We start from the raw sequence: 26,818 nt of genomic DNA on the forward strand, positions 1-26,818 counted from the left end.
TCCTACTTTACCCGGAGCAGTAATCCACCGCAGCTAGCCGCCTTAAGCCTATGCTCCGTATGGACGTAGCCAAGCTCCTGCTATGTCTGACAACCTCTCCCCCCAGCCTGCTCCTGGCTTTGTACGCGTGCGCGGCGCCCGCGAGCACAACCTTCAGAATATCGACGTGGACATTCCGCGCGATGCCTTGGTAGTATTCACCGGCGTATCGGGCTCGGGCAAGTCGAGCCTGGCCTTCGGCACGCTCTACGCCGAGGCCCAGCGACGCTACCTCGAATCGGTATCGCCCTACGCCCGGCGCTTGTTTCATCAGCTATCAGTGCCCGAGGTCGATAGCATCGACGGCCTGCCGCCGGCCGTGGCCTTACAGCAGCAGCGTGGCGCGCCCACCACGCGCTCATTGGTGGGCAGCGTCACCACGCTCTCCAACCTGGTGCGGATGCTTTATTCGCGGGCCGGCAACTATCCGCAAGGGCAGGGGATAATCTACGCCGAAGGCTTCTCGGCCAATACGCCCGAGGGTGCCTGCCCACGCTGCCACGGCCTGGGCCGGGTGTATGAAGTAACCGAAGACTCGATGGTGCCCGACCCCTCGCTCACTATCCGCGAGCGGGCCATCGCGGCCTGGCCGCAGGCCTGGGGCGGGCAAAACCAGCGCGATATCCTCGTCACGCTGGGCTACGACGTGGACCGGCCCTGGCGCGAGCTGCCCCAGCAGGAGCGCGACTGGATTCTGTTTACCGACGAGCAGCCGGTGGTGCCGGTGTACCCCGGTTACTCGCCCGCCGAGACGCAGCGCGCCCTCAAGCGCCGCGAGCAGCCCAACTACATGGGTACTTTCAGCAGCGCCCGCCGGCACGTGCTGCACACGTTTGCCAACACCCAGAGCGCGCTCATGAAAAAGCGGGTGCTGCAGTACATGCTGAGCCAGGAATGCCCGCTCTGCCACGGTAAGCGCCTGCGGCCCGAGTCGCTGAGCGTCACCTTCGCCGGACTCGATATTGCCGACCTGGCGCGGCTACCCTTGCAGCAGGTGGCGGCCCGGCTGCAGCCCTACGCCGAGGGCACGGCCGGCACGCCCGACCACGACGAAGCCCAGGCCGAAGTAACCCGCCGCATCACCCAGGACCTCTGCGCCCGCCTGACGGTACTGCTCGACCTGGGCCTGGGCTACCTGGCCCTGGAGCGTAGCACGCCCACGCTCTCGCCGGGCGAGCTGCAGCGCCTGCGCCTGGCTACGCAGCTCTATTCCAATCTGTTCGGGGTGGTGTACGTGCTCGATGAGCCCTCGGCCGGCCTGCACCCTTCCGATACCCAGGCGCTGCTCAAAGCCCTCGCTACGCTGAAAAAGGCGGGCAACTCGCTCTTCGTTGTGGAGCACAACCTCGACGTGGTGCGCTGCGCCGACTGGCTCGTGGACGTAGGCCCCGCCGCTGGCGAGAAGGGCGGCCAGATTCTATACAGCGGCCCACCCGCCGGCCTGGCCGGAGTGGCCGCCTCGCAAACGCGGCCGTTTTTGCTGGGCCAGGCGGCGCCGCCCGCCCGCAGCGTGCGGCCGCCAGTTGGCTGGCTGCGGTTGGCCGGGGTCACGCGCCACAACCTGCGCGGCCTTACTGCCGCCTTTCCGCTGGGTGTGTTCACAACCGTTACGGGCGTGTCGGGCTCCGGCAAATCGACGCTGGTCAGCCAGGTGCTGGTTGAGCTGGTGAGTGAGGCCCTGGGCCAGAAAGCCGACGCTGTCGACGCTGTCAGCAGCGAGGCGGCCGAAGAAATCCTGGAGCTGGCCGACCAGGGCGAAGTTCTGCAAGGCAAAGTCACGGCCGGGCTGGATGTTATTAAGCGCCTGGTGCGGGTCGATCAGCAGCCCATCGGCCGCACGCCGCGCTCCAATATGGCCACTTACACGGGGCTGTTCGACCACGTGCGCCGGCTCTTCGCTGCCACGCCGGAGGCCCGCAGGCGGCGCTACGATGCCGGGCGGTTTTCCTTCAACGTGGCTAAGGGGCGCTGCGAAACCTGCCAGGGCGAGGGCTTTGTGATGGTCGAGCTGCTGTTTTTGCCCAGCGTGTACTCGCCGTGTCCTACCTGCCACGGCACGCGCTACAATGCCAAAACGCTGGAAGTCACTTACCAGGGCAAGAACATAGCCCAAATCCTGGGCCTGACCGTGGACGAGGCCTGGGCGTTCTTTGCCGATGAGCCCAGCGTGCGCCGGGCCCTCACGGTGCTGCGCGAAGTGGGCCTCGGCTACCTGCGTCTGGGGCAGTCGGCTACCGAGCTGAGCGGGGGCGAAGCCCAGCGCATCAAGCTGGCCACCGAGCTGCAGCGCCAGGCCCGCGCCCACACGCTCTACGTGCTCGACGAGCCCACCACCGGCCTGCACCCCGCCGATGTCGAAAAGCTGCTCACCCAGCTCAACGGCCTCGTCGAAGCCGGCCATACTGTGCTCGTCGTGGAGCACGATATGCGCGTAGTAGCCGGCTCCGACTGGGTACTCGACATTGGCCCCGGCGCCGGGGAAGAGGGTGGCCGCGTCGTGGCGCAGGGCCCGCCGGCCCAGGTGGCCCAAGCCGCTCAAAGCCGCACCGCGCCCTACCTGGCCCGCTTCCTGGCCGAGGGCTAGCGCCCGAAAACGACGCGGGCCATAAGGCCACCGTCCTTCAGAATGGGTTATAGTAATTAATAGTATATTTTTTACGTATTGTTTTATTTCGCACTGATAATCAGTATTATAAATTGCCAATAGTAAAGCTGACCTACAAGTGTGAATAAGCCGTTGGTACTTCATCCAGCGCCTTTATGCGGGCCCGGTACTCGTGGGATAACATAGTGTTTTTAAGATATTTACTCAGGGGTAGGTGCCTGGTGCTGCGGTAAAAAGCCAGCGCGGGCCGCAGCCACGCGCTGCGGCCCAGGTGCAGCTGCTCGCGCACGGGAGCCGGTACCACCAGGCCTTGCACGGCCCGCAGCAGGGCGTAGCGCGGGCCGCCCAGGTGCCGCCGATACTGCCGGTAGAGGTCGGCGGTGAAGCGGCTCGGCGCCAGGTCGGCGGCCAGGTGGCGTTGGCGGTCGGCTTGCCAGGCCGGGTAGGAGGCAGGTAAGTCAACAATACCCATCCGCTGGCCCACGCGGCAAAAAACCTCCGTTATTTCTGTGCATTCGGCCGGGGTAAGGGGGCGCTCCAGCACCTCAAATGCCCGGATGGAATAAGCAATCAGCATATACAGCACATCGCGGTAGGCCCAGGCCGGAATGGCCTGCCCCCGGCTGGCCTCAACTGCGCCATGAATAGCTGCAATGCCAGCAATGGCCTTTTCGGCCCCGGCCCGGTCGGCAAATACAATGCGCCGGGCATAGTCTACCGTCGAAAACAGCCGGCCCAGCGGGTCGGCCGGCAGCCGCCCGGTGAAGTACAGCCAGTCAACAGCCTTATTAAGCGCAAACTCGGCCGCCGCCCCGGCAAAGATGAACAGCACCGTATCGGCAGTGCCCCAGATGCGGCGCACGATGGAGCCGGGAGCCACGAAGTATTCCATAAGCTGACCAGACAAAAGCCTCCCCACCGTAGTGCCAGCGCCTAAGCCTAGGAGAAGATAGCGTAACTTTGAAATTCAAAGTTACGCTATCTTCCCGCATTTTTGCTCCTTGTGCTGGGCCGGGTTTGGTCTGGCTATAAACTGCGATACTGTCCTCAAAATCAGGTTACAGGTTGCTGTAGAGGCGCCAGGATGCGCCTCTATAGCTGCCAGGAAGTTACCGGAGCTGCCGGAGGTATTAGTGGCCGGCCAGTGTGGCTACGGGCGGCGGGCTTTTGCGCTTGCGGCCGTACACGCCCAAAATGAGCAGCGGCAGCAAGGTCAGCTCGGCTATTACGCCGAAGAGCAAGGTCAGTCCGATGAGCAGACCCACGTAAAACGTGCCATCAAACGACGAAAACAGCAGCGTGCCGAAGCCGCCCACCAATATTAGGGAGGTAACAATAACGGCCTGCCCGGCCAGAATATAGGTTCGCCGCACGGCCTTGAATAAATTGGGCTCGTGGCCCATGGTAAGGCGCAATTTACTGATAAAGTGAATGGTATCATCTACCGCGATGCCGAAGGCGATGGTGAAGATGATGCTCGTGCTCACTTTCATATTGACGCCCGCCAGGCCCATTACGCCCGCTACTACCAGAATGGGCAGCAAATTGGGTACCAGCACCACGATGGTCATGCGCACCGACCGAAACAGCAGCAGCACGATAATCGTGACCATTGCCACGTCAATCGCCATGCCCTGTATCATGTTCAGGGTCAGGCTCTCGTTGTTTTTGTCGATGAGGTTAGACGACCCCGTGAGGCGCGTACGCAGGATGGTGGTGTCGATAGCGGTCCGCAAAAAGTGGCGAAGCGCGCTGTTGAGCGCGTCGGCCCGGATGCTGCCCACATCCACCATGCGGCCGGTGAGGCGGCCGGCTGAGCCATCGGGCAGCACCAGGGCCCGAAACTCGGGCCGCTTGCGGAACTGGCGCAGCGGCCCGCGCAGCTGGGCCAGTCCGGCCGAATCGGCAGGCAGGCGGTACTCGGCCAGTCCGCCGCCGTGCAGGGCCTGATGCACCGTGCGCACCAGCGTGGCTGGCGAGGCCGAAAAGCGTAGCCCGTATATAGTCTTTAAATAATGTTCAATCCGTTCGGTTTGCGCCAGCACCGCCGGGTCGTAGATGCTGCGCCCGCCGGCGGGCTTGAGCTCCAGCTCAAAAGGCCGCACGCCGGCAAACTGCCGGTCGAAAAACGCGAAATCCTTGCGCACGGGGTCGCTTTTGGCTAAGTCATCGAGCAAAGACGAGTTGATGCGCACTCGCAGGGCCAGCCCCACCGACGCCACCAGTATCAGGCCGCTCAAGGTGAAAATCAGGCGGCGGCGGCGCAGTACGCCCACAAAAAGGCGGCCCAGCACGCCGTCCCAGTCGTGGCCGTGCCGGCGGGGCTGGCGCAGGGCGGGTTTATTGAGCAACACCAGCATGGCCGGCAACAGCGTAAAGCTGAGCATAAAAGCCAGCAGCACGGCAATGCCCGTAAACAGCCCGAAATTGTGGATGGGCCGGATGGTGCTCGTCATGAGCGTAAAAAAGCCGATGCTGGTGGTGAGCGCCGACAGCAGCGAGCCGAATCCCGATTCCTTGATGGTAGTGCGCAGGGCGTGCTTTTTGCCCGCGCCGTAGCCCAGCTCGCTCACGTAGCGGCTGATAATGTGGATGGTATCCGACATGCCCACCACAAACAGCATCAGCGGCAGCAGGGCCGTCATCAGGTCGATGCTGATGCCGCAGGCCCCCATCACGCCCAGGCCCCATACTATCGCGCCCAGTACTACTACCAGCGGTAAAAGTACGCCCCACCAGGTCCGGAACGTGAGCCACAACAGCCCCATTACCAGCACAAAAGACAGCGACATGAATACCCCCATCTCCCACTTCAGCCGGTCCACAAAGACCGACTGTGCCACCGCCCGGCCCGCAAAGTGCGCCCGCGCCTCGGGCAGGCCGGCCCGCGCCAGCCCGAGGCGCAGCTCGGTTAGCAGCGAGTCGCCGGGCGGCTTCTTGAGGTCGGGCGTGGTTTGAATCACCAGCGCCACGGCCCGCGCGTCGGTGCTGAAGATGTTGCCCACCAGGCCCGGCGTGCGATAAATCAGGGTGGAGTCGGCGGCGCGGCGGCTGGGGTCGGCGCGGTAGTCGGCCGGGTGCAGGTAGGGGAGGGTATACGCCCCGAGGCCTTCCACAATAGTTTGGCTGAGTGTGGTGGGGGAGCTGACGTGCAGCACGTTGCGTTGCCGCCGGGCCAGCCGCGTCAGGCTATCGACCTGCGTGAGAAAGGCGGGCGAAAAAGCCGTCTGGCCCGGCCCCGCCTCCAGGCCCAGCAGCAGGTAGTCGTTGTCGTTGCCGAAGCGCCGGGTGTAGCCCTGGTAGTAGTCCAGGTCGGGGTCGCCGGCGGGATAAAAATCATTAAAATTATAATTGAAGCGCAGCTGGGCGGCAAAGTAGCCGGCCAGCCCCGTGAGCAGGGCCAGCACCAGCAGCGTGAGGTAGGCAGTTCGGCGAAGAGGCATAAGCAAAGGAGCGTGAACCCGGCGAGTTCGCGCGTGGAAGTACGACCCGGCACCAGCTTCGGCTTTTCCGAAAAAAACAGGTACTTTTAGGAGTCGCGACTACCTGCAACCTCCTATTTTCCTCAATTGTTTCTCTTTGTAGTTATGAAAAAATCCCTGCTCGCTTTCGCCCTGTTAACTTCGACCGCTACTGCCTTCGCCCACGACGGTGATAAGCCCGCCAAAGGCAAAAAGGCCGACCACTGCGCCGGCGTAGCCGCCACCAAGTGCGAGAAAGGCATGGCTGGCACCAGCCTGGCCGGTATGCCCGCCTGCTGCAAAGCCAAAATGGCCGCCGCTAAAGCCAGCGCGCCCGCTACGGCCGAGGTGAAGACGGCCACGAAGTCGCTGTAGCATTTATCGAGTTAAAGTGATAAAAGCCACCTGGAAGAGTGGCTTTTGCTACTTGGTAATGGTCGATTCAGGTTGGTAATGAATGGCGGCAGCTTGTGGCAGGCTAAGTCCATTTCTTTCATAAAGGAGCGTGAAGTTGGTTTCAAAAGCCGGGAACGTAAGCTCAATCTCCCAACCGGGTTTTATGGATGGGAAATGCTCCGGCAGCTTACGTATGAACTGGAACCAGCCGGGGATTTCTTCGTGTAAGCGAATGCCCTGCCCATTGTCGCAAAAGATATCCAGGCATACTAAATCAGTGGTATAAAGGTCGCGCTTGTAGCCAAACATAGCTTGGATATCCGTCCAGCTCACCGAGCGACGACCAGTAGTAGTAGGTAACTCAAAACCGGTATCGGTATAGGTAAAATCACCTAAACTATTGAATACCTGCTCAAAGCTTGGGGTTATGGATGGGCCGGAGCGGATTCCATAAAATATGGCCAATCGGCTGGTAGGCCTAAACAGACAATACGTCCAGGTTGCTGCGCAGACACCGAAAAACAGCAGCCCACTGGTATAGTGGGCGAGTAAGCAACTAAGCGTGAGTCCATAGCTTATGAATAGCAATACGTATAGCTTTGGCGGCTCATATTTTAGTGTTGCGGCTGGGAGTTATGGATAGCTGACAAGGTAAGGAGATATATTCTTCTCAACTCATTGTTTAGACGGAAGCAGGTGTGCCTAGCTTTCCTTTATCCTTAACTTAGCCCCCGAATTGACTTATTCTTATAAAATGAAAAGAACTATACTATTCATTGCCACTCTCTTCTGTTGCACGTTGACCGCTTATGCCCAGGCACCGAGCAAGGACCTGACCACGGCGGTGATGAAAAACAACCTGGCGGCCGCCGAAACTCTGCTCACAGCCGGCGCCAACCCCAATGCTGCCGTGGAGATAGTGCCGGGCTTCCCCACGACCTACCTCGTAACGGCCGCCACTAGCGGCAGCCTCGACCTGGTAAAGCTGCTGCTCAAGTACAAAGCCCAGGTAAACCAGCCCGATGGCTTCAAGGCTACGGCCCTGATGGCGGCGGCCGGCAAAGGCAACAAGGCAATGGTGGAGCTGCTGCTGGCCAGCGGGGCTGATGCCAAAGCCAAAGATGACGACGGCAAGGATGCCCTGGCCCTGGCCAAAGAGAACAGCCACCCCGAAGTAGTGGCGGTGCTGGAAAAGCTGAAGTAGCCACAGCCGGGAAACCGGGCCTTAAAATTCAAAAGCCGCCTCGCTGGGGCGGCTTTTTCAGGTCGGAAAATGCCGCTCCAGGCTATGTTTGTGCCCGACTTAGTCCGACTGCCTGATGCTCCGCCTCACCCGCGTTACTTCCGATGACCCCGACTTTCAAGCGCTGGTGCGGCTGCTCGACCACGACTTGCGGGTGCGCGACGGGGCCGACCACGCGTTTTACGCGCAGTTCAACAAGATTGACCTGATTAAGCACGCGGTGGTGGCGTACCTGGACAATGAGCCCGTGGGCTGCGGGGCCATCAAGGTCTTCGACGAGGAAGCCATGGAGGTAAAGCGCATGTTTGTGCAGCCCGCGCACCGGGGGCAGGGGGTGGCGCGGGCCGTACTAACCGAGCTGGAGCGCTGGACCCGGGCGCTGGGCTATGCCGCCTGCGTGCTCGAAACTGGTAAAAAGCAACCTGAAGCTATTCGCCTTTACCAAAAATGCGGCTACGCGCTCACGCCCAACTACGGCCAGTACGTAGGCGTCGAGAACAGCGTGTGCATGCGCAAGGCGGTGCCAGCCTAATCAAAGCGCGGCAAGCCGGGCCTAGTGCCAGCCCTGTACCTCGGTGCCGCCAAATACGGGTCGCTTTATCAGGGTCCACATGCGGTCGTAAAACGGGTCGGTGAGGCTGGCCTCGTCCAGCGTCCGGAGCTGCGCGGGGCTAAGCTGTACTTCCAGCGAGGCCAGGTTATCCAGCAGCTGCCCGACCCGGCTGGCGCCCAGGATAAGCGAGCTGATACCGGGCTGGGCCGAGGCCCAGGCCAGGGCTACCTGGGCCAGCGGGCGGTCCAGCTCGGCCGCTACTGGCCGCAGGGCGTCGAGCACGCGCCAGTTGTGGTCCGTGAATTTCATGTTGCCGAAGGGGTTGGGGCCGCTGAGGCGGCCCTCGCCGCTGGCCGTATTGGGCGTGGCTGCGCGCTCGTACTTGCCCGCCAGAAAGCCGGCCGCCAGCGGGCTCCACGGTGTGAGGCCCAGACCCAGGTCGCGGGCGGCGGGCACGTATTCGCTCTCGATGCGGCGGGCTACCAGCGAATATTCCAGCTGCAAGGCCACGGGGCCGGGTACGCCGTGCGCCTGAGCCAGCGTAGCGACCTTGGCCACGTACCAGGCCGGTACGTTGGAGAGGCCAAAGTAGCGAATTTTGCCGGCCCGCACCAGGTCGCCCAGGGTCTGGAGCATTTCCTCGGCAGGCGTCACCGCATCCCAGGCGTGCAGCCAGTAGAGGTCAAGATAATCGGTTTTCAGCCGGCGCAGCGAGCCTTCGAGGGCCCGGTGAATGTTCTTGCGCCCGTTGCCGCCCGCGTTGGGGTTGCCGGGCTGAGGATTAAAGCCAAACTTGGTCGCCAGCACCAGCTTATCGCGCAGGCCCCGGGCATGCAGGTAGCTGCCCGTCAGCTCCTCGCTGCGGCCCCCGGCATACACGTCGGCAGTATCGATAAAATTGCCCCCTGCATCGACGTAGGCGTTGAAAACGGCCTCGGACACCTCGTCGGACGAGCCCCAGCGCGGGGTGCCGAAAGTCATGGTGCCCAGGGCCAGCGGGCTCACCACCAGGCCGGAGCGGCCCAGGGTGCGAAAGGAGGTAAGATTCATAAACTGACTGGGTAGGGTGGCGCCGACTGCGCAGCTAGCGTCTTACGTAGCTGCCGCATAAAGGTCCGGGAGGGTAGCCCGGCCGCTGCTATACAAATGGTAGCTTTTACAGCGCGGACCCGGCGGCAGGCGCTGTTTTGACCGAATGGCTTAAGCTCGAAGTCACCAGCCGGAATGAGGCTTTTTTTACGCCGCCGGCCGGCCGTTTTAGCCCTGAGCCAGCACTTGACCAGGCGCAGGAGTTCGACCACCGGAGATGGTTGCCCCGCTACTCCTAGTTTTGTATTGTTTTAGCAAGCTCAGAGCCTGGTAAAACTACTTTTATGCGCCAGTACCACGCTCTTCTCCGCGAGATTCTCGACCACGGCACGCTCAAAACTGACCGGACGGGCACGGGCACGCTCTCCATCTTTGGCCCGCAGATGCGCTTTAACCTGGCCGCGGGCTTTCCGCTGGTCACGACCAAAAAGGTGCATCTGAAGAGCATTATCCACGAGCTGCTGTGGTTTTTACGGGGCGATACCAACATTGCCTATCTGAAAGAGCACGGCGTAACCATCTGGGACGAGTGGGCCGATGCCAGCGGTAACCTCGGGCCCGTGTACGGCTACCAGTGGCGCAGCTGGCCCGACGGCCACGGCGGCCACATCGACCAGATTAGCCAGCTTATTGAGCAGCTGAAAACCCAGCCCGACTCGCGGCGCATGGTGGTGAGCGCCTGGAACGTGGCCGACCTGCCCAAAATGCAATTGCCGGCCTGCCACGCCCTGTTTCAGTTTTACGTAGCGGAGGGCCGGCTCTCGTGCCAGCTCTACCAGCGCTCGGCCGACGTATTTCTGGGCGTGCCGTTCAATATTGCCAGCTACGCGCTGCTCACGCTGATGGTGGCGCAGGTGACGGGCCTGCAGCCCGGCGAGTTTATCTGGACCGGCGGCGATACCCATCTCTACAGCAACCACCTCGACCAGGCCCGCCAGCAGCTAGCCCGCGAGCCGCGCCCGTTGCCTCAGATGCGCATAAATCCGGACGTGACCGATATATTCTCTTTTCGCTATGAAGACTTTCAGCTGGAAAGCTACGACCCCTGGCCCGCCATAAAAGCGCCGGTGGCCGTGTAGGGCGGCGGTTCGGTAAGCACACCGGGCGGTTCGCCCTGCTGCCGCCGTTGGGCGAGTTGGGGTTGTATTGTCGGGGTAATAAGCTAAATTTGGCTAGCAGCTTTCTGTTATCGCACCTTCTTATTCTGCAATTACGCTAGTAGTATGTCTACCCTTATCAGCGCGAACCTATCTGTAGAAGACCGCGCGTATATAGTGCTCTATGCCCTGCAGCTGGGGCAAGCTTCCCGGCCAGCTATTCTGGCGGCCCACAGCCTCACTGAGGCTGACCTGCAACTGCATCGTGCCGGCTGGGAAGAGCTGCAGGCCCACCACGCCGACCGCGCCCGGCCGCTGCCCCGCCCCGAATAAAAACCACTAGCTAACAGGTCGTATAGCCGATAGTTAAAAATATAGTATTTCACGAATGAGTGTAGGGCGGACTACAAAGTCCGGGCTACTGCCTGGTATTTAAGCTAAGGCAGTAAACAGGCTGGTTATCAAGCGATTGTTGGCTAAATATTGTTTGTTTTGAATAGTATGGATAACCCGCACGGCGGCGACATTAGCCGTAAATGCCGCGTCGGCGGCGAGTAGGTCGGCGGGGCCGAACAAGCCTTGCTGGCAGCGTATGCCCAGTGTTAACGCTGCTTGCAGCACGGCCGCCCGGCGCACCCCGGCTACGCAGCCGCTGGCCAGAGCAGGCGTAAACAACACCTCATCCCTTACCCAAAAGATGGCCGCCGCCCCAGCTTCGGCCACGTGGCCGGCCGCGTGGCAGAGGATAATCTCGTCGAGCCCGCGCTGCCGGCGCTCGTGAGCGGCCCGCACGTAGAGCCACGCCTGCGGCCCTTTGCAAAAGCTGAGTGGCGAAAGCATCGCATGGGTTTGCTGCGCAAAGTCGACCCGTTGCAGCGGCGAGTTGTCGCTGACAAAGGGCTCGGCGGTGGCCAGCCAGTCGGCAGAATCGGTAGGCGGGGTGTAGCGGCCGCCGCCCGCCCGCCACAGCTGAAGGCGCAGACGCGCGGCAGGCAGCAGGTTGGCGACCAGTAGCTGCGCCAAAGTAGTTTCGAGCGCGTGGGGTGTTGCCAGGGCGGCGGGCAGCGTTAGGTACAGAGCGGCTGCTGCCTGCTGCATGCGGGCAAGGTGGCCGGTGGCGTAGCGCAGGCCGCCGTCGAAAACCAGGGTTTCAAAAAAGCCATCGCCAAAAGCCAGCCCCCGGTTGGGCAGGGAGAGCCGGAATTTCAGGGGGTCTACGAGCTCGCCGTTATAAAGCATCATTAGCCTAAACTACCACAGCCAATTCAATCGGGCGGGCCACGCACAGCAAGGCAGGGAGCCTGCCGCAGTGCGGCGCGGCTGCCTTACGGCTACGGTTCAGCTGCCGCGCTAGCTATTTTTGCTGTTCTGGCGTTAAGCAGCAAATAAGCTTTTAGTTTTAAGTGGCATGATACTAGCGCGCTCTTAGGCTGGCGCGGTGGGGAAGGTAGGAGCAGCAGCCAACCAGGCGTCTGCACCAGTAGGGTTGGCGTACTTGGCTTCCCTAGCTAAAAAGCGTGGCCGGCGACCTGGTAATAAATAGCACTTTTTCAATAAAAATAATGAAATTGTATATAAAATATATGGTGAGCGTTCGGTGCAAAGCGGCTGTGCAGGATAAGCTTGATAAGCTTGGGCTGCATTACGGTACCGTCGATTTGGGAGAAGTGGTATTTAAAGAGAGCATCACGCCTCAGCAGCAGGAGCAGTTGAAGCAAGAGTTGACCCAGCTCGGGGTAGAATTACTGGACCACCATCAGGGTAAAATAATTGAGCAGGTAAAGGCAGTTATCATGAAGATGGTGCTTCAGGCTGATTCTCTGCCTAATATGAAAAATTCGGAATATATCAGCCAGCAGCTTAAGCGCGACTATACCTACCTGGCCAACCTGTTTTCGGAGGCTACCGGCGTCACGATTGAGCAGTCCATCATCACCCATAAAATCGAGCGTGTGAAAGAGCTGCTGCTATACGACGAGCTGAACCTAACGGAAATTGCTCATAAGCTGAACTACTGCAGCGTAGCCCATTTATCGGGGCAATTCAAGAAAACGACCGGTTTGACGCCCTCTTTTTTCAAACAGATGAAGCATAAGAGGCGGCACTTGTAGTGAGTAGGAATAATGCAAATTTTTTTGACAATAGCGTAAAATAGTCGGGGAAAGGAGGAAGGAGATTTGCAGCGTAGTATTTATCCTGCTAACAACTCCTAGCTCATGAGAATTTTTTTACTCTTTATGTCAACGGCAGTAGTGCTGTTGCATGTTCCCCAGGCTAGCTGGGCGCAGGCTCCGCCGCCGCTGGGCGTGGCCGCCAGCTTCTCGCTGTTTACGGCAGTGGGCGAAGTCAAAAACGCTGGCCCTACCATCATCAATGGGGATATTGGCACCAATGCGGGTGCCTTCAGCGGGTTTCCTCCGGGCACGGTCAACGGCAATATTCACGTAGCCGATACCTATTCCACGCAGGCGGCCACCGACGTGCAAACTGCCTACGGCTACTTTTCGGCCCATATTCCGTGCGCTACGCCGCTGGCCATCTACGGTGGCACGCCGGCCGTAACGCTGACGCCGGGCTCGTACTGCGTGAGCGGGGCTACCACGCTGGCCGGCACGCTGATTCTGGACGCGGGCGGCGTCTCGAACGCGAAATTTTACCTGCGCGTAATCGGCGGAGCCCTGACTACGGCCGCCAACTCGCAGGTAGTGCTGGCCGGGGGCGCCACCGCCGACAATGTATACTGGCAGATATCGGGCGGGGCCGTCAACCTCGGGCAAAACTCGACGATGCAGGGTACTTTGCTCGTGGATGGCGCCATTAGCATGGATGCCGGCACTACGCTCATAGGCCGGGGACTTTCGCGCTCCGGAGCCATTTTGCCTTCTTCAACGCCGACCGCTGTCAGCACCTTCAGCCTGCCGGTCGTTAGCACCACCTCGTGGCTGGGTACGGCGCAGGGTGGCGTGAGTACCGACTGGTACACGGCCGCCAACTGGTCGAACGGCGTACCTACCAGCACACTTGCAGCGGTTGTGCCCACCGGCACCACGCCTTATCCGGTTATTGCCAACGGCAGCGCGGCGGCCAAAAGCCTCACTATCGGCCTTACTGCCAGCCTCACGCAGGCCGGCGGCACGCTCGACGTGAAGAATACCATCGACAACAGCGGTACCATCAGCGCCACGGGCGGTACCGTGACGCTGACCGGCACCACGGCGCAGGGCATCGGCGGCAGCGGCAGCACCCAGTTCTGGGGCCTGACCGTAGCCAACAGTGCCGGCGCCAGCCAGACCAACGCCATTAGCGTGCACGGCATCCTGGCCCTGACCAGCGGCAGCCTCAGCACCAACGGGCAGTCGCTGACACTGCTTTCCGATGTGCTGGGCACGGCTCTGGTAGTGCAGAGCACTGGTAATGTGGTAAACGGCAACGCGACGGTGCAGCGCTACATTGATGCCAGCGGCAACATCGGCACCAGCGGCTACCGCCACTACAGCTCCCCGATAAGCAACGCCACGGTGGCTAGCCTGAATACCCGGCCGTCTGGCGGCAGCTTCACCCCGGTTGTCAATCCGAGCTATAACACGGCCGTCACTTCGACCAGCGTGACGCCTTACCCCACGGTGTATGGCTACGACCAAAGCCGCCTGGCCGACGCGACGAAAGGCACTAACCTGTCGGCTTTCGACAAAGGCTACGTTTCACCGACGGCTCCGGACCTCTCCGACCCGCTCGTTGTGGGCCAGGGCTATACCGTGCAGCTTGGCAATACCGAGAAGGTGCAGTTTACCGGCCCGCTCAATAATGGCAACCTCACAATTGGCGGACTGCAGCGCGGTAGCCAGGCCGATGCCGGCTGGCAGCTGCTGGGCAACCCATACCCTGCGCCACTCGACTGGAACACCGTCAGCAACAGCCAGCTCACGGGCGTCGACCCGGCGGTGTATGTGTTTCAGAGCACGGAGGCTTATAAGGGGCGCTACACTTCTTTTACGAATAATGTAGGGGCCGGTAATGGCCTCATTGCTACGGGCCAGGGCTTCTTTGTCCGCGCCAGCACGGCCGGCGTCACCGGCAGCATCGCCCTCACGAACGCCAACCGGGTTGCCACCTTCGCTACCACCCCTGCGTTTCAGCGTACGGCCTCCGAAACCCGCCCCCTGCTGCGCCTGAGCTTAGGGCTGGGCAGCAAGCCTGCTACTATTGCCACGGCCCAGGATGAAGCCTTCGTTTACTACGAGCAGGGCGCCACGGCGGGCTACGATGGTAAATTCGATGCCTATAAGCTGGCCAACCCCAGCGGCTACTACCTCGGCACGGCTGCCCAAGTGGCCGCCGGCACACCCGGGCTGGGCCTCAGCATTAGCGGCCGCTCGCCCCTGGCCAGTGCTTCGGCCAGCGATGTGGTGCCAGTGTGGCTGAGCGTGCCGGCTGGTAGCTACACCCTGACCGCTACCTCCCTGGTCAACTTTGCTGCCATGGCGGGCGGCACCAGCGTGCAGCTGCGCGACGCCCTCACGGGCACGCTCACCAACCTGGCTGCCACGCCCAGCTACAGCTTCGAAGTAGCAGCCAATGCCCCGGGCACGGGCCGCTTCTCGCTCGTATTTGGCACGGCCTCGGCTCTGGCTACTGCCCCCGCCACCATGCTCAGTCAACCGCTGGCCACGCTTTACCCTAACCCAGCGGAGGCCGGGGAGATAGCGCTGGCCGTAACCGGCCTGCCGGCTGATGTGCGCAGTGTTGACGCCACGCTGGTCAATGCGGTGGGGCAGGAGCTGGCTCACTACGCGGTGCCCGCAGCTCAGGGCGCGGCGCACACCAGCTTGCCCACTACGGGGCTCGCTGGCGGCGTGTATCTGGTTCGCCTGCGTGCGCAAAACGCCCAGGGCCAGCTGGTAGGTAATCTGCCTGCTCAGCGCCTGAGCGTGCGCTAGGCCAGCGCGCAGGAGCGGAAAGCGGCCCGCCGGGGTCCGTCCCTGCCATCAAAAATCATTTCTTACTTTATATGCTTTGTTAACTAATGTATAGCTCTTTAGTAATGTCGTTGCGCCGCCCGGCGCTGCTGCTGGGGCTGCTGCTGGCCAGCGCCCTGGCCAGCTACGCTCAAGCCCCCGGCAACGGCGGCTCTACCGGCGGCCCGCCAGCCCCCCAGCCCGACCCTACGGCCGTGCCCCTCGATGGAGGAGCCTCCTTGCTGCTGGCAAGCGGGGTTGCCTTTGGCCTAAAAAAACTCCGTGAGCGCCGTCGTCCCAGCTAGCTGACTGGTGCCCGTGCCCCAGCTTTAGCAACCGAAAGCCGGCTCATCCTCACTGGAAGAGCCGGCTTTCGCACGTTATTATTCCGCGGGAGAGGCTGACCTTCTTGAGAGGCTGCCCGAAAAATACTGCCTTCCTAACAAGGGCTTCTTGTTGCGCGGGGCTCAGCATGAGGTTCGGGTTATTTCTCGGCTAGACGCTACGCCAGCGCAAACTTCTTGCCCGGCAGCGCCCGCACCACGCCCCGAAACTCCAGCGCCAGCAGCCGCGAGGCCACAGCATGAATGGGCTGCTGGGCTTTCCAGGCCAGGGTATCCATCTGCTCTTCGCGGCCGGCCGCGGCAGCCAGCACCGTAATCAGGGCAAATTCCTCGTCCGTAAAGTCAGCGGCTGAGTAGGAGGGAGCCGGCTTGAACTTGCCCGTCTGGTACAGGGCGGCGTCCCAGTTGAGGAGCTGCTCCAGGTCGAGCGGTTCGGCGTAGAGCGCCGCCTTGTGGCTTTTAATGAGGGCATTGCAGCCGGCCGAAGCGGCCGAGCCCAGGTTGCCGGGCACGGCCAGCACGTCGCGGTCGTAGCCCAGGGCCAGCTCGGCGGTGATGAGCGCCCCGCCCTTGGCGGCTGCCTCCACCACCACCGTGCCATCGGCCAAGCCGGCGATGATGCGGTTGCGCTGCGGAAAGTTGTAGCGGTCGGGCTGCGTGCCGAAGGCAAACTCGGTGAGTAACCCGCCCTGCTCGCGCATCTTCTCGGCCGTTTTGCGGTGAGCAGCCGGGTAAATAATATCCAGGCCAGTCGCCATTACGCCCACCGTGGCCAGGCCCTCCTGCAAGGCAGCGCGGTGCGCCATGATGTCGATGCCATAAGCCAGGCCGCTGACAATCAGCGGCTCGTGCGGCAGCACGCCCTTGATAATGCGCTCGGTTTGCTCGCGGCCGTACTCCGTAGCCTGGCGGGTGCCCACCAGCGCCAGCGTTTTGGGCGCGTTCAGGTCGGCGGTGCCCTGGTAGTACAGCAGCACGGGCGCATCGGGAATAAGCTTGAGGCGGGCCGGGAATTTCCTGCTCGTGTAAAACAGGATGTCTACGCCTTCTTTTTCCGCTTTGCGCAGGCTGCTTTCGGCTTGCGTGAGCGCTTTGCCGCGCTCGGGCCCGGTCAGGATTTTAACCGTGGCGTCGCCCACGCCGGGAATGCGGCGCAGCTTGCCGGGCGGCAGGTGCAGCACGTTTTTGGCCGACGAGCCGTAGCTCATCAGCTGCCGCGTCAGCTGCGGGCCAATGCCGGGCAGCAGCGTCAGGGCCAGCTCGTGGTAGAGGTCGTCGGTCGTGTGGAGCATCGGGATACCTATCCGAAGAATAGTCGAACCTCAGGCTGAGCTTGCCGAAGCATCTTGCCCACGCCGTTGAAGTTTATATCCCTAGCGGCACGGATGAGATGCTTCGACAAGCTCAGTATGACGTTTGCGATAGTGAATTAATGGATTTAAATAGAGGCTATTCCGCCTTCTGCGCCGCGTCAATCTCCTTTTTGAGGCTCACCAGAAAGCCGCGCACTTTTTCCAATGACTGAATCACGTCAATCTTATCCTTGAGCTGGCCGCCTTTCTGCTTCAGCATCTCGCGGGCGCCGGCAATGGTGTAGCCGCGCTCCTTTACCAAATGGTAAATAGTGCGAAACGTATCCACGTCGGCCTGGGTGAAGAGGCGGTTGCCCTTCTTGCTTTTGCGCGGGTTCAGCTCCTCAAACTCGGTTTCCCAGAAGCGAATGAGCGAGGTAGCCACGCCAAACTGCTCGGCTACCTCGCCGATGGTGAAATATTGCTTGGTAATGTCGCGCTCTTTGTAGGGCATGGGAGTCGGGGAGGGGCAGCTAAAGGGGCCGCCCGGCGAAATTAATGTATCTGGTACTGCTGGCTAATCTCGTCATAAAGCGGCAGCAAGTCGTTGGCCTTGCCCTGCTTGTCAAACACGGCCTCCCAGGTGTTGAGCGGCTCCCAGATAAAGCTGCCCTTGCCCCGACCGCCCGGCACCGAAAATACGGCGGCGTTGACTTCGCGCTTGCGCTCAGAATATTCAACTACCACTATGTCTTGCGGATAGCGCCGGGCCAGTTGGTTGAGGTTGGCGGTGAGGTCGGGGATGGTGCCGTGCCATTTGGGGTAATACGACTCACCAATGACGTCAAAATCAACCTTGTGCGCCTGCATGCGGTCGAGCCAGGCATTGGAAAGGGCCGCCTGGCCGCCGAGCGCGATGTGCAGCATCACCAGCGTTTTTGGGTTTACTTCGCGCACGGCGCTGGCCCCGGCCTGGGCCAGCCGGGCCAGGGTGTCGTAGCGCGCCAGGCTATCGGAAAGCTGCACCTGGGCATCGGGCCAGAGCATGCCGTGGTTGATTTCGTTGCCCACCTGCACCATGTCGGGCAGCGTGCCCTGGGCTTGCAGGGCCAGCAGCACTTCTTTGGTATAGTCGTGCACCGCCTGCGCCAGGGCCGGGCCGTGCAGCTCGCGCCAGGCCAGGGGCTTAAACTGCTTCTGCGGGTCGGCCCAGGTATAGCTGTAGTGGAAGTCGAGCAGCAGCTTCAGCCCGGCCTGCTTCACGCGCTTGGCCATGGCCAGGGTGTGCGGCAGGTCGCAAAAGCCCTTGTGCGGTGAATAGCCGCTGTCGGCCGCCGGATTATTGAAAATCCGCAGCCGAATGTAGTTGATATGGTGGTCTTTCAGAATCTGGATGGCATCTTTTTCCACCCCTTTATCCGAAAACTTCATTCCCCGGGCCTCCAGCTGGGGCAGAAAGGAAATATCGGCCCCCAGCACTTTCCCCAGGTGCGGCCGGGCCGTGCTGGCTCGGGACTGCTTAGCAGCCTGCGCGTGCGCTGGCTGCGCCAGCGCCGCGCCTGCCAGGCCAGTCAGCAGGCATAAAGTAGAGAAGCGATTGGGCAGCATACGCATGGCCGAAAGGCAGAAAGTAAAATATTAAATAAAACCTATATAAAGCCCCGGCTTAACCAGCCTGAACCAGCCGTTTCGCGCTACTGTTTTAGAAAGCTACCTTTGCAGCGCCGCCGGCCCCGCAAATGTGGGCCGTTTTTTTTAAAGTTATGTCGCTCCCCACCGCTTCGCACGTCCGTCAGCAGTTTCTTGATTTTTTTGCCAGCAAGGGGCACCACATCGTGTCCTCGGCCCCGCTCGTGGTAAAAGATGACCCCACGCTGCTGTTTATCAACAGCGGCATGGCCCCGTTCAAGGATTATTTCCTGGGTAATAAGCCCGCGCCCTACAAGCGCATTGCCGATACCCAGAAGTGCCTGCGTGTGAGCGGCAAGCACAACGATTTGGAGGAGGTAGGCTACGATACCTACCACCACACCATGTTTGAGATGCTGGGCAACTGGAGCTTTGGCGACTACTTCAAGAAGGACGCCATCAACTGGGCCTGGGAGCTGCTCACGGAGGTATATAAGCTGGAAAAGGACCGGCTCTACGTGACGTATTTTGAGGGCGACGCCGGCGATAATACCGGCCCGGATACCGAAACGCAGACCCTGTGGCGGCAGTACACCACCGACGACCGCATTCTGCCGGGCAATAAAAAGGACAATTTCTGGGAGATGGGCGATACCGGCCCCTGCGGCCCGTGCACTGAAATTCACATCGACCTGCGCTCGGACGAGGAGCGCGCCGCCAAGCCCGGCCGCGAACTGGTCAACGCCGACCACCCGCAGGTAGTCGAAATCTGGAATAACGTGTTCATGGAGTTTCAGCGCCTGGCCGACAAGTCGCTCAGCAAGCTGCCCGCCCAGAGTGTGGACACCGGTATGGGCTTCGAGCGCCTGATGATGGCCGTGTCGGGCGTGAAATCGAACTACGATACCGATGTCTTTCAGCCGCTTATCCGATTCATCGCCCAGGAGGCCGGCGTGGAGTACCACGGCACCTCGCCGGCCACGGTAACCGACCTGCCGGCCACCGAAAATGAGAAAACCGACATCGCCATCCGGGTGCTGGCCGACCACATCCGGGCCATTGCCTTCACCATTGCCGATGGCCAATTGCCCTCTAACGTGAAGGCCGGCTACGTGATTCGGCGCATTCTGCGCCGGGCCGTGCGCTACGCGTTTTCGTCGCTGAATCAGAAGCAGCCCTTCCTCTACAAGCTCGTGCCGGTGCTGGCCGACCAGATGGCCGGCATCTTCCCCGAGCTAAAAGCCCAGCAGGCGTTCGTGACGCGGGTAATTGAGGAAGAGGAGATTGCCTTTCTGAAAACGCTGGAATCAGGACTGAATATCATAGAACACTGGATTTCTACTTATTATGAGCCTGCAAGGAAAACGGCCCTAAATAATGGTCAAGACCCTGAAGGAGTACGGATTATTATAGATGGTGAGAAAGTGTTTACTCTCTCCGATAGATATGGCTTCCCCAAAGATTTGACTCAGTTAATAATTAGAGAAGATTCTAATCGGGCTATGCTCGCGGAAAATTGGGAAGAGCAGTTTAATTTCTTTCTAGAAAAGCAGAAAGCCGGCTCGCGCAACGCCCAGGAAACCGAGCAGAGCGACTGGGTAACGGTACGCGACACCGACACGCCCAACGTATTCGTGGGTTACGACCAGGACGAGGCCACCGCCCGCCTGCTGCGCTACCGCAGGATTGACAAAAAGGGCAAAACCGAGTACCAGCTGGTGTTCGACCAGACGCCCTTCTACGCTGAGAGCGGGGGCCAGATTGGCGATACCGGCTACCTGGAAAGTGACCTGGAAAAGGTGCGCGTCATCGACACCAAAAAGGAAAACGACCTGCTCATCCATACCACTCTGGAGCTGCCGCAGGAGCTGAGCGCCGAGTTTATCGCCCGGCCCGACGCGGCGCGGCGCACGCTCATCCGCAACAACCACACGGCTACTCACCTGCTGCAAGCGGCGCTACGCCAGGTGCTGGGCGCGCACGTGCAGCAGAAAGGCTCGTTGGTAAATGACAAGCTGCTGCGCTTCGATTTCTCGCACTTCACCAAAGTGACCGATGCCCAGCTGCGCGAAATTGAGCAGCTGGTGAACGAGCGAATCCGTCAGCAGATTCCGCTGGTCGAGCGCCGCCACGTGCCCATTGCCGAGGCCAAAAACCTGGGGGCCATGGCCTTGTTTGGGGAGAAGTACGGCGACTTCGTGCGCGTCATTACCTTCGATAAAGACTACTCGGTGGAGCTCTGCGGCGGCCTGCACGTCGCCAATACGGGTAGCATCGGCTACTTTAAAATCACCGCCGAGAGCGCGGTAGGGGCCGGCGTGCGCCGCATTGAGGCCGTAACGGCCGCCGCGGCCGAGGCCTACGTCGACCAGCAGCTCGACCTGCTTCAGCAGGTACGCGAAGCGCTGGGCAACCCCCAGCACCTGCTCACCAGCCTCGACAAGCAAACCGAGGAAATAGCGGCTCTGCGCAAGCAGCTCGAAGGCTTCGCCCAGCAAAGCCTCAACCAGCAGAAAACCCAGCTCGCCGCCCAGCTTAAAGACCTCAACGGCCTCAAATTCCTGGCCGCCCAGGTGCAGGCTACCAGCGCCGACGACCTCAAGAAGCTGGCCTACGACCTGCGCCAGACTACCCCCAACCTGGTGCTGGTGCTCGGGGCCGAAATCGATGGCAAGCCCCAGCTGGCCGTGATGCTCGACGACGACATCGCCAAAGCCGGTCGGCTCAACGCTACCACCCTGGTGCGCGAGCTGGCCAGGGAAATTCAGGGCGGCGGCGGCGGCCAGCCTTTCTTCGCTACCGCCGGCGGCAAAAACCTGGCTGGCTTAGGCACCGCCATTGCCAAGGCTGAGGCTTTAGTAGCGAAAATCATCTAGCCCGGTTTTCTCAGAAGCTGTTCAGGAAGTCCTTGCGGCTTGCCTGAACAGCCGCCCGTTTTAAAGCAAAAAATGCCCATTAAACCAGGTTTAATGGGCATTTTTATAGGCTTTCAGTCCATTGACCCAAGCCGAGGAAGCGTGAGCGCCTGCGTTTAGTCGTTTAGCCTATCCAACGCCGAGCCGCTTTCGCGGGCTTACTTAGTCTGCGCTACTGGCCCCGGCCGCTACGCGGAGTGCGAAACGGCTCCAACTAAATGTCAGTATATTTCAAATTAAAGCACAAGCTCTGATGAAACAAGTCCGTTGGTTGCCCGCCGGGTTGCTGGTAGGAGTACTCGGGGCCATGACCCCAGCTGCTAAGCGCGTGGCCATCCCGCCGGAAATACTGCTCTGGCCCCACGGAGCCCCCGGCCCCAAGCCCCTCGCCACGCCGGAAGTAGTGCGCCTGACTGACCAGGGCGACCGGGTTCTGACCCATATTCAACAGCCGTCAATCACACCCTTCCTGCCAGCGGGGACAAACAACACCAGGATTGCTGTTGTCGTCATCCCCGGCGGGGGCCACAGCGAGCTCTGGATGAGCCACGAAGGCTACAACCCGGCCGCGTGGTTCGCCTCGCAGGGCATCGCCGCCTTCGTGTTGAAGTACCGCCTGGCGCGTGAGCCTAATTCGCCCTACACCGTGGACCAGGATGAGCTGGCCGACGTGCAGCGGGCGTTGCGGCTGGTAAAAAGCCACGCCGCCGACTGGCAGCTCGACACGGCCAGGGTTGGAGTGCTGGGTTTTTCAGCGGGCGGCGAGCTGGCGGGTCTGGCAGCTATGCGCTTTACCCCCGCCAACCCGCACGCGCCCGACCCGGTGGACCAGCAAAGCGACCGGCCCGCTTTTCAGGTGCTGCTTTACCCCGGCAACAGTGGCCGCCTGGAGGTTACCCGCCATTCGCCGCCGGTCTTTATTGCGGGGGGCTTTCACGACCGCCCCGACATTGCCCAGGGCATGGCCCAGCTTTACCTGAAGTACCAGCAGCTGCAGGTGCCCGCCGAGCTGCATATTTATGCCGGGGTCGGCCACGGCTTTGGCCTGCGCAGCACCAATGAAGCCGCCGTGGCTGACTGGCCCCGTCAGGTAAGGCTCTGGCTACGGGAAATAGGCATTCTGAAAAAGTGAGGTCGACGAAGCCAAACGAGCTCAGCCTGGTGACCTGGCTCACGGCCGCCGGCACCAACCTTACAAGCCGCCCCGACGAGGCCCTGCTGACTCCTGCTGTCTGTGCCAGGCGTAAATAGTAGCGCTCAGAACTCGCCCGCACCGTCCGATTCAAGTGAGTGGCGTACCGGGGCAGCTAATGTCCAGCTCACTACCCGTGCAACACGCCATACTCCCCCTTTTTGCTGCCAGAGCATCGTAAATTTGAACGTGCCGTTGTAACGAGAGCCCCTGCTCCTTACCTATGGATTTCGCAACTCCTAATCCCCTGAAGACCGTCTCCGTTACGGCCTTGTACCAGCCGTTGGCGGCTGCCTAATCCCCACTTTTACTCTACCAGCAGCTTCTGACCGGTGCTGCCTGCGCCGCGCAGCACGTACACGCCCGGTGCTAGGCCGCGCACGTCCAGGGTGGCTTCGGTGGCCCCAGCGGCTACGGGGTAACGGCGCCGTGTGCAGCCCAGGGCATCGCAGAGCACGAGGGTAGTGGCCGGGGTGCCGGCCGGTAGCTGCACGGTGGCCGTGCCGTGGGCTGGGTTGGGGTAGAGCCGCAGAACCGCTGGCGCAGCCCCGGCTAGCGTAGCCGTGACCGTCGTCACGGTGAAGAGCAGCCCGTTGCTGGTGCCGCCGGGCGTGGTCACGGTGACTAGGCCTGTGGTGGCCCCCGTGGGCACGTTCAACACAATGCTGGTGGCCGAACTGCTGGTGAAGCTCGCGCTGGCTACTGTCGTGCCGGTGAAGCTAACGCTGGTGGCTGCCGTCAGGTTGGTGCCCGTGATGGTGAGACTCGTGCCCACCGGGCCGCTCGTGGGGCTGAGCAAAGTCAGCGTAGGGGTTAGGGTGTAGCGCCCAAAGAAGTTCATAACCTTGCTGCCATCGCCCACGGCCGAAAAGTCGCCCCCCGCATAGAGATACCCTCCCTGCGCTGCCAGCACCTGCACTTGAGCGTTAGTTCCGGTGCCGAGCACACTCCAGGTAGTGCCGTTCCACTTGGCAATGTTGCTGGCCGTTACCCCGCCTGCCGTGGAGAACAGCCCCCCCGCGTACACATTGCCGCTGCCGTCCACCGCCAGCGCATACACGTAGGTGTTGTAGATGACGCCCGATATGCCCGTTCCGAGGGCTGTCCAGGTAGTGCCGTTCCACTTGGCAATGTTGACGGCCGCTACCCCGCCCACCGTGGTGAACTGGCCGCCCATGTACACGTTGCCGCTGCCATCCACCGCCAGCGCTCGCACGCCGCCGCTGTAGATTTCCATGCCCGCACCCATTACCGTCCAGCTGGTGCCGTTCCACTTAGCAATGTAGCTGGCCGCTACCCCGCCCGCCGTGGTGAAGTCGCCTCCTGCGTACACGTTGCCGCTGCCATCCACCGCCAGCGCTCGCACGGCGCTGTTGGTGCCCGTTCCGAGCGGCGTCCAGGCGCTGCCGTCCCACTTGGCAATGTTGCTGGCCGTTACCCCGCCCACCGTGGTGAACTGGCCGCCCATGTACACGTTGCCGCTGCCATCCACCGCCAACGCATACACGCTGCCGTTGGTGCCCGTTCTGAGCGGCGTCCAACTGGTGCCATTCCACTTGGCAATATTGTTGGCCGCTACCCCGCCCGCCGTGGTGAACAGCCCCCCAGCGTACACGTTGCCGCTGCCGTCTACTGCCAACGCATATACGATGCCGTTGGTGCCCCGCAGCGTAAAGCCATCGGCCCAGTTGGCATCGCCAGCGCCGGTGGGGCGCTGCACCTGGGCGGGCCGGAACACCGGGTGGCCGTCGGGGGCCGTGGTCATGGCGAAGCCCGCCGCATCGAACGAGCCGTAGGCCCCGGGCCGCAGAGTACCATCCGGGGTGAGAGCAGCAGCCAGTGGCGTAGCGGCCTGGCCGGTCGTGGCACCCGGGCCAGGGGCGGCCAGGGCAGTGCCCGCACGCAGGCTCAGCAAGAGGGTGAGCGGCAGCAGCCGGCGCAATAAAGAGAAAAAATGTTTCATGGAAAAGAATAAAAAAGCTAAGGCAAAGAAAAAGAAGGGGACGAACTGAGGTAGTCGAGTAAAAACAGACAGTGAGAAGTCTTACCTTTCACTGTCCGTGCCCGACAACCGTAATCCGAGCGGCTCGCCGCTGACTCGCAAGAAATATACGCCGGCTTTCAAAGCCGAGTGCGTGCGTCAAGTGGCCGCTGGGGCCCGGCAAACCGACGTGGCCCGCGCTCAGGGCCTGTCACCTGCTGCCATTTCAATTCCACACAGTCCGATTGAAGCTTCCCAGCCGACCCTCGCGACCTGTGGGGCTTCAAATTTCAATTCCACACAGTCCGATTGAAGCAGCGCTGGGCAAACGTGCTGCGGCTATCCTTGAACGATTTCAATTCCACACAGTCCGATTGAAGCCCTTGCGCTTGGCTTCGGCCAGGGTTACGTCCACCGATTTCAATTCCACACAGTCCGATTGAAGCAAGCACTCAGAACAGCCCAGAAACGCCGTTATGTAGATTTCAATTCCACACAGTCCGATTGAAGCGGCCTCTTTGCATTCAATGGGGAATTGCCCAAGATATTTCAATTCCACACAGTCCGATTGAAGCCCTTAGCCAATTGCCCTCTTTCACCCGTACAGGTTTATTTCAATTCCACACAGTCCGATTGAAGCTTGCCGGTGCGGGTTGCCGGTGTCGGTTAACGTCGTATTTCAATTCCACACAGTCCGATTGAAGCACCTAATCATTATTTTGTGCATACTATTGTGCTTAAATTTCAATTCCACACAGTCCGATTGAAGCGGTGGCGGTGGCGCGGGTAGTGGGTTTAAGGCGGCTATTTCAATTCCACACAGTCCGATTGAAGCTGGCTTCCGGCACCTGCGTAAGCGTCGATTGGCCGTATTTCAATTCCACACAGTCCGATTGAAGCCAAACTCATCCCTTTAAGCGTGCCTTTTCCAATCCAATTTCAATTCCACACAGTCCGATTGAAGCTTGCGCGAGTCCATGCCCACGGCCCCGCCAATCCACATTTCAATTCCACACAGTCCGATTGAAGCCATCGAGGCTAGTGAGCTGCCTACTGGCTGCTCCAAATTTCAATTCCACACAGTCCGATTGAAGCGACCAATACTTCACCTTTCCTAGCCAACAAGTAGCAATTTCAATTCCACACAGTCCGATTGAAGCCAGGATATGGCACACTGGCTCGGCAAAGTCTACCGATTTCAATTCCACACAGTCCGATTGAAGCTTCTTGCCCTCTAATTCAGTAATCTGTTCCTGCTTTTATTTCAATTCCACACAGTCCGATTGAAGCGGTATTGGCTCGCAAACTGCGGCTGTAACTCATTCTATTTCAATTCCACACAGTCCGATTGAAGCTGGGTAGTCAGGCCCCTCACTTCTCGCAAGCGTTCCATTTCAATTCCACACAGTCCGATTGAAGCTTCAGCACCAGCTGCAGACGGTCCTGCTTTACTTCCATTTCAATTCCACACAGTCCGATTGAAGCGCTGCTTATCGATAACGGCGTGGGTGTCCCACTTGTATTTCAATTCCACACAGTCCGATTGAAGCTCAGCCGGAATGGTAAAGATTTTCAGCCACTTCGCTATTTCAATTCCACACAGTCCGATTGAAGCGGTGTTGATTCCGGTGGGCAACGACTTCTACAACTCATTTCAATTCCACACAGTCCGATTGAAGCCCTGGATGAATATCTCCTGACTGCGAGCGTCATATCATTTCAATTCCACACAGTCCGATTGAAGCGTTACGGGGCCGACTGGCCCCCGTTGAGAATATACGATTTCAATTCCACACAGTCCGATTGAAGCAGACGGAATCGGCGACGTCGTCCGTCAACTATTACCATTTCAATTCCACACAGTCCGATTGAAGCGTCATGTAAGCGCCCTTACCAATGTAGAGCTCAGTTATTTCAATTCCACACAGTCCGATTGAAGCATCGTTTGGATGGGCGCAATACACGCCCTATTTCAAATTTCAATTCCACACAGTCCGATTGAAGCACGAGCTCAGTCGCACGGAGTT

General features: G+C 60.5%; 20 protein-coding genes and 1 CRISPR repeat array (1 of these 21 only partly in view). Of the genes, 11 read left to right on the plus strand and 9 right to left on the minus strand.

The window, feature by feature from the left end; genetic code table 11:
- The first annotated feature begins 82 nt into the window (after positions 1-82).
- Positions 83-2,623, plus strand: coding sequence for an excinuclease ABC subunit UvrA (locus tag F6X24_RS13520; RefSeq protein ID WP_151088501.1), 2,541 nt, complete (start codon positions 83-85; stop codon positions 2,621-2,623).
- Between the two features lie 133 nt (positions 2,624-2,756).
- Here F6X24_RS13520 and F6X24_RS13525 read toward each other — a convergent pair whose 3' ends face one another.
- Both F6X24_RS13525 and F6X24_RS13530 read right to left on the minus strand, forming a co-directional pair.
- Positions 2,757-3,536, minus strand: a complete 780-nt coding sequence (locus F6X24_RS13525) for an oxygenase MpaB family protein (protein ID WP_151088502.1) — start codon at positions 3,534-3,536, stop codon at positions 2,757-2,759.
- 238 nt (positions 3,537-3,774) lie between these two features.
- Complete coding sequence (locus tag F6X24_RS13530) at positions 3,775-6,087, minus strand: efflux RND transporter permease subunit (RefSeq protein WP_151088503.1); 2,313 nt, start codon at positions 6,085-6,087, stop codon at positions 3,775-3,777.
- Between the two features lie 144 nt (positions 6,088-6,231).
- On the opposite strand from F6X24_RS13530, the gene F6X24_RS13535 reads away from it, so the two are divergent.
- Positions 6,232-6,480, plus strand: coding sequence for a hypothetical protein (locus F6X24_RS13535; protein WP_151088504.1), 249 nt, complete (start codon positions 6,232-6,234; stop codon positions 6,478-6,480).
- Between the two features lie 48 nt (positions 6,481-6,528).
- On the opposite strand, the gene F6X24_RS13540 is transcribed toward F6X24_RS13535, so the two are convergent.
- Positions 6,529-6,966, minus strand: a complete 438-nt coding sequence (locus tag F6X24_RS13540; protein WP_151088505.1) for a hypothetical protein — start codon at positions 6,964-6,966, stop codon at positions 6,529-6,531.
- A 334-nt stretch (positions 6,967-7,300) separates the two neighbouring features.
- Here F6X24_RS13540 and F6X24_RS13545 point away from each other — a divergent pair, with 334 nt between their 5' ends.
- Together F6X24_RS13545 and F6X24_RS13550 are read left to right on the plus strand one after the other, a co-directional pair.
- Positions 7,301-7,705, plus strand: a complete 405-nt coding sequence (locus F6X24_RS13545) for an ankyrin repeat domain-containing protein (protein ID WP_191906326.1) — start codon at positions 7,301-7,303, stop codon at positions 7,703-7,705.
- Between the two features lie 115 nt (positions 7,706-7,820).
- Positions 7,821-8,276 carry a GNAT family N-acetyltransferase gene (locus F6X24_RS13550; RefSeq protein ID WP_151088507.1) on the plus strand — a complete coding sequence of 152 codons (456 nt, stop codon included), beginning with the start codon at positions 7,821-7,823 and terminating at the stop codon, positions 8,274-8,276.
- A gap of 21 nt (positions 8,277-8,297) precedes the next feature.
- On the opposite strand, the gene F6X24_RS13555 is transcribed toward F6X24_RS13550, so the two are convergent.
- Entirely contained in the window at positions 8,298-9,347 is a 1,050-nt protein-coding gene (locus F6X24_RS13555) for an aldo/keto reductase (protein ID WP_151088508.1), read from the minus strand.
- Between the two features lie 323 nt (positions 9,348-9,670).
- Between F6X24_RS13555 and F6X24_RS13560 the strand changes: the two genes are divergently transcribed.
- Positions 9,671-10,465, plus strand: coding sequence for a thymidylate synthase (locus F6X24_RS13560; protein ID WP_151088509.1), 795 nt, complete (start codon positions 9,671-9,673; stop codon positions 10,463-10,465).
- 144 nt (positions 10,466-10,609) lie between these two features.
- Positions 10,610-10,816 (plus strand): hypothetical protein, encoded by a 207-nt coding sequence (locus F6X24_RS13565; protein WP_151088510.1) that lies wholly within the window; start codon positions 10,610-10,612, stop codon positions 10,814-10,816.
- A 99-nt stretch (positions 10,817-10,915) separates the two neighbouring features.
- On the opposite strand, the gene F6X24_RS13570 is transcribed toward F6X24_RS13565, so the two are convergent.
- On the minus strand, positions 10,916-11,725 hold the full coding sequence (locus F6X24_RS13570; RefSeq protein WP_151088511.1) for an aminotransferase class IV: 810 nt from the start codon (positions 11,723-11,725) through the stop codon (positions 10,916-10,918).
- Positions 11,726-12,045: 320 nt separating this feature from the next.
- On the opposite strand from F6X24_RS13570, the gene F6X24_RS13575 reads away from it, so the two are divergent.
- The 3 genes from F6X24_RS13575 (at position 12,046) to F6X24_RS13585 (ending at position 15,743) form a co-directional block, all read left to right on the plus strand.
- The gene (locus tag F6X24_RS13575) at positions 12,046-12,594 is read left to right on the plus strand and encodes a helix-turn-helix domain-containing protein (protein WP_151088512.1); all 549 of its coding nucleotides are present in this window, start codon (positions 12,046-12,048) and stop codon (positions 12,592-12,594) included.
- A 126-nt stretch (positions 12,595-12,720) separates the two neighbouring features.
- A complete protein-coding gene (locus F6X24_RS13580; RefSeq protein ID WP_191906327.1) occupies positions 12,721-15,420 on the plus strand; it encodes an ice-binding family protein in 2,700 nt (899 codons plus the stop codon).
- 86 nt (positions 15,421-15,506) lie between these two features.
- On the plus strand, positions 15,507-15,743 hold the full coding sequence (locus F6X24_RS13585; RefSeq protein ID WP_229725100.1) for a PID-CTERM protein-sorting domain-containing protein: 237 nt from the start codon (positions 15,507-15,509) through the stop codon (positions 15,741-15,743).
- A gap of 197 nt (positions 15,744-15,940) precedes the next feature.
- Here F6X24_RS13585 and dprA read toward each other — a convergent pair whose 3' ends face one another.
- The 3 genes from dprA to F6X24_RS13600 all read right to left on the minus strand — a co-directional run bounded on the left by dprA (position 15,941) and on the right by F6X24_RS13600 (position 18,688).
- Complete coding sequence (dprA, locus tag F6X24_RS13590; protein ID WP_151088514.1) at positions 15,941-17,074, minus strand: DNA-processing protein DprA; 1,134 nt, start codon at positions 17,072-17,074, stop codon at positions 15,941-15,943.
- Positions 17,075-17,231: 157 nt separating this feature from the next.
- The gene (locus F6X24_RS13595) at positions 17,232-17,588 is read right to left on the minus strand and encodes a MerR family transcriptional regulator (RefSeq protein WP_151088515.1); all 357 of its coding nucleotides are present in this window, start codon (positions 17,586-17,588) and stop codon (positions 17,232-17,234) included.
- Between the two features lie 41 nt (positions 17,589-17,629).
- Positions 17,630-18,688, minus strand: a complete 1,059-nt coding sequence (locus F6X24_RS13600; protein ID WP_151088516.1) for a glycoside hydrolase family 53 protein — start codon at positions 18,686-18,688, stop codon at positions 17,630-17,632.
- A 149-nt stretch (positions 18,689-18,837) separates the two neighbouring features.
- Between F6X24_RS13600 and alaS the strand changes: the two genes are divergently transcribed.
- The gene (gene alaS / locus F6X24_RS13605) at positions 18,838-21,579 is read left to right on the plus strand and encodes an alanine--tRNA ligase (protein ID WP_151088517.1); all 2,742 of its coding nucleotides are present in this window, start codon (positions 18,838-18,840) and stop codon (positions 21,577-21,579) included.
- 292 nt (positions 21,580-21,871) lie between these two features.
- The gene (locus F6X24_RS13610) at positions 21,872-22,750 is read left to right on the plus strand and encodes an alpha/beta hydrolase (RefSeq protein ID WP_151088518.1); all 879 of its coding nucleotides are present in this window, start codon (positions 21,872-21,874) and stop codon (positions 22,748-22,750) included.
- 367 nt (positions 22,751-23,117) lie between these two features.
- On the opposite strand, the gene F6X24_RS13615 is transcribed toward F6X24_RS13610, so the two are convergent.
- On the minus strand, positions 23,118-24,773 hold the full coding sequence (locus F6X24_RS13615) for an IPT/TIG domain-containing protein (protein ID WP_151088519.1): 1,656 nt from the start codon (positions 24,771-24,773) through the stop codon (positions 23,118-23,120).
- Positions 24,774-25,014: 241 nt separating this feature from the next.
- Positions 25,015-26,818: a CRISPR direct-repeat array (repeat unit 29 nt; unit sequence ATTTCAATTCCACACAGTCCGATTGAAGC); it runs 2,765 nt beyond the window's last position.

Source organism: Hymenobacter baengnokdamensis, assembly GCF_008728635.1.
GTDB lineage: Bacteria > Bacteroidota > Bacteroidia > Cytophagales > Hymenobacteraceae > Hymenobacter > Hymenobacter baengnokdamensis.

Excerpts from the sequence above, each read along its gene's own strand:
- F6X24_RS13585 (WP_229725100.1), top strand. The coding sequence starts at position 15,507 with ATGTATAGCTCTTTAGTAATGTCGTTGCGCCGCCCGGCGCTGCTGCTG.
- F6X24_RS13520 (WP_151088501.1), top strand. The coding sequence starts at position 83 with ATGTCTGACAACCTCTCCCCCCAGCCTGCTCCTGGCTTTGTACGCGTG.
- F6X24_RS13550 (WP_151088507.1), top strand. The coding sequence starts at position 7,821 with ATGCTCCGCCTCACCCGCGTTACTTCCGATGACCCCGACTTTCAAGCG.
- F6X24_RS13570 (WP_151088511.1), bottom strand. The coding sequence starts at position 11,725 with ATGATGCTTTATAACGGCGAGCTCGTAGACCCCCTGAAATTCCGGCTC.
- F6X24_RS13580 (WP_191906327.1), top strand. The coding sequence starts at position 12,721 with ATGTCAACGGCAGTAGTGCTGTTGCATGTTCCCCAGGCTAGCTGGGCG.
- F6X24_RS13600 (WP_151088516.1), bottom strand. The coding sequence starts at position 18,688 with ATGCGTATGCTGCCCAATCGCTTCTCTACTTTATGCCTGCTGACTGGC.
- F6X24_RS13525 (WP_151088502.1), bottom strand. The coding sequence starts at position 3,536 with ATGGAATACTTCGTGGCTCCCGGCTCCATCGTGCGCCGCATCTGGGGC.
- F6X24_RS13575 (WP_151088512.1), top strand. The coding sequence starts at position 12,046 with ATGAAATTGTATATAAAATATATGGTGAGCGTTCGGTGCAAAGCGGCT.
- F6X24_RS13555 (WP_151088508.1), bottom strand. The coding sequence starts at position 9,347 with ATGAATCTTACCTCCTTTCGCACCCTGGGCCGCTCCGGCCTGGTGGTG.
- alaS (WP_151088517.1), top strand. The coding sequence starts at position 18,838 with ATGTCGCTCCCCACCGCTTCGCACGTCCGTCAGCAGTTTCTTGATTTT.
- F6X24_RS13565 (WP_151088510.1), top strand. The coding sequence starts at position 10,610 with ATGTCTACCCTTATCAGCGCGAACCTATCTGTAGAAGACCGCGCGTAT.
- F6X24_RS13530 (WP_151088503.1), bottom strand. The coding sequence starts at position 6,087 with ATGCCTCTTCGCCGAACTGCCTACCTCACGCTGCTGGTGCTGGCCCTG.
- F6X24_RS13615 (WP_151088519.1), bottom strand. The coding sequence starts at position 24,773 with ATGAAACATTTTTTCTCTTTATTGCGCCGGCTGCTGCCGCTCACCCTC.
- F6X24_RS13535 (WP_151088504.1), top strand. The coding sequence starts at position 6,232 with ATGAAAAAATCCCTGCTCGCTTTCGCCCTGTTAACTTCGACCGCTACT.
- F6X24_RS13595 (WP_151088515.1), bottom strand. The coding sequence starts at position 17,588 with ATGCCCTACAAAGAGCGCGACATTACCAAGCAATATTTCACCATCGGC.
- F6X24_RS13560 (WP_151088509.1), top strand. The coding sequence starts at position 9,671 with ATGCGCCAGTACCACGCTCTTCTCCGCGAGATTCTCGACCACGGCACG.
- dprA (WP_151088514.1), bottom strand. The coding sequence starts at position 17,074 with ATGCTCCACACGACCGACGACCTCTACCACGAGCTGGCCCTGACGCTG.
- F6X24_RS13610 (WP_151088518.1), top strand. The coding sequence starts at position 21,872 with ATGAAACAAGTCCGTTGGTTGCCCGCCGGGTTGCTGGTAGGAGTACTC.